The sequence below is a fragment of the Xanthobacter sp. BG11Y11_SDJG genome, assembly GCF_057364445.1.
On the sequence record NZ_JBNFNU010000623.1, the window covers coordinates 1 to 1,615 of the forward strand.

At 70.6% G+C, this 1,615-nt stretch carries 1 protein-coding gene and 1 pseudogene; one reads left to right on the forward strand and one right to left on the reverse strand.

The window, feature by feature from the left end:
• Nucleotides 1-627: pseudogene (locus AC2W7M_RS25080) on the reverse strand (hypothetical protein); the annotation flags it as partial.
• Between the two features lie 260 nt (nt 628-887).
• On the opposite strand from AC2W7M_RS25080, the gene AC2W7M_RS25085 reads away from it, so the two are divergent.
• Nucleotides 888-1,615, forward strand: a 728-nt coding sequence (locus tag AC2W7M_RS25085) for an AraC family transcriptional regulator ligand-binding domain-containing protein (RefSeq protein WP_486135788.1), incomplete at its 3' end; no start/stop codon positions are given.

A 1,615-nucleotide genomic window follows, 5' to 3' on the forward strand; every position in this document is an offset into this window, starting at 1 on the left:
CGGGTAATAGGGATGGGCATACCAGGCGCATGAGTAAGACCGGCCGCAATGGTTAGTAAGGCCGCCCACACGGACCGCGGCCGCCGCCAATAGGGGCCGCGCACAGCCCAGGCGTCGATGAACACCGCCAGCCGGGCCGCCGGCGGTCAGCGTGCCTTCCAGCACCTTGACGTCGAAGGTCAGAGTCGTGCCGTCGAGCTTCGGCGCCTTCAGCACCACCACCACGTCCGACACCTCGCCGGGATTGGCGCCGAGCACGGAGACGGTGGCGTTGGGCGGGTCGACGGCGAAGGAATCCTTGCCCTCGTCCCACTGCATCAGGAACTGCTTCAGCGTCTCGTGGCCGGCCGCGCGCACCGGGCGGTCGGCGAACACGATGGTGTTGGAGGCGACACCGGTGAGGGTGAGCTTGGTGCCTTCAAGCTTCGCGCCGGCGGCATTGAGCACCGCGAGCGAGGGGATCGGCCGGTCGATATGCGGCACGCCGATGGCCTTCTTTAGGGGCACATGCTGCGTCGGCGCCGCCTGCTGCGCCTCGGCGGCACCGCACGCAAGCACGGCCAGCGCCGCCGCCAGCCCCAGCGCTGAGCTGCGGAACCGGGCCGGATTGGAGGTCTTGTCGGTCATCGGAATTCGCCTCGCATGGGCGGGGCGCCCGAAGGCAGCCCGCTTGGGGGAAGGACGGGACAATGCCTGAAGCCTGGCAGCGGGTGAAGACCCGATCGCATCACGACGCCGCGGGGCTTGGGCGCGCCGAAGAAATGGCGCGGCACCGACCCGCCCTGACGGACCCGATGCCGCGCCGCGGCGCCCTGACGCCGCAACCAATACCCCGCAACCTGCTCTTGCCCCGTCAGCTTTGGTTAGCCTATGACGCAGATCAAAGCTTGCCATTTGAGGACGAGGGGGCTCCGAAGGTGCAGCGCACGCCCATGCAGCGGGTGGGTCCGATCGCGCATGTGCCGGCCTTGCTGAGCGAGTTCGGAGGCTCGCTCGACGAGGCGCTGGCGGAAACGGGACTCGCGCCACAGGATCTGGTGCCCGAGGCGCGGCTGCCCATGACGTCCCTGGTCCGTCTCCTGGAGCGCTCGGCGCGGCTCACCGGCCGTGCCGACTTCGGCTTGCGGCTCGGCGAGCGGGCGGATCACCTGTCCCTCGGCCTGATCGGCGAGATGATGGCCCGGGCGCCGACGCTGGGTGACGCTCTGCGCGACTATGTGGGTCTCCAGATCGGCTATTCCCGCAGCGCCACGGTCTATCTCCAGCGGCACGGCGACCATGTGGCCATCGGCTACGGCATCTATGACGGCCCCTCGCCCGGCGGCCGGCAGGTCTACGACCTCGTCACGGCCATCGGCTGCAACATGGTCCGCACCCTCACCGGCGGCAAGGCGCGGCCGGTGCGGGTGCTGCAATGCTGCCGGCCGCCCGGGCGAGGGCGCGGCCCATGTGGCGGTGCTGCGCGTGCCGGTGCAGTTCGACCAGGAGCAGACCTGCATCGTCCTGCCCGCCGCCGACCTGGCGCTGCCTTTGCCCACCGCGAACGCCGCCGAGCGCACGCGTCTGCGCGACCTCGCCGCGCCGCCGCGCGCGGCGACCTCGACGATCTCTCGGC